Source organism: Pseudomonas sp. HP_01 (assembly GCF_055284355.1).
Genome location: NZ_JBTOPV010000083.1, coordinates 1 through 308, shown reverse-complemented (window position 1 = coordinate 308; position 308 = coordinate 1). Strand labels below are relative to the sequence as shown.

The 308-nt window shown below is 57.8% G+C and carries 1 protein-coding gene; it reads left to right on the top strand.

What is annotated here, in order from left to right:
• A partial coding sequence (locus tag ACYAR8_RS24740; protein WP_463581342.1) for a hypothetical protein occupies positions 1-252 on the top strand: 252 nt, incomplete at its 5' end.
• Positions 253-308: the final 56 nt, after the last annotated feature.

The window sequence follows — 308 nt, the reverse complement described above, 5'->3', positions numbered from 1 at the left end:
AATCGGAGGTTACGACGGTCGCGAAGCGGCGGCCCAGTGACAACCGTCTCGGCTGACACACCGCATCGCGAGCAAGCTCACTCCTACCATTTCTTACCCGCCTCCAAAATCGGCGTCGAGCGCAAATTCTCACCCGGCTCCAAAATCCGTGTCGAACGCAAATTCTTACCCGCCTCCAAAATCCGTGTCGAACGCAAATCTCCTGTAGGAGCAATCGGAGGTTACGACGGTCGCGAAGCGGCGGCCCAGTGACAACCGTCTCGGCTGACACACCGCATCGCGAGCAAGCTCACTCCTACCATTTCTTA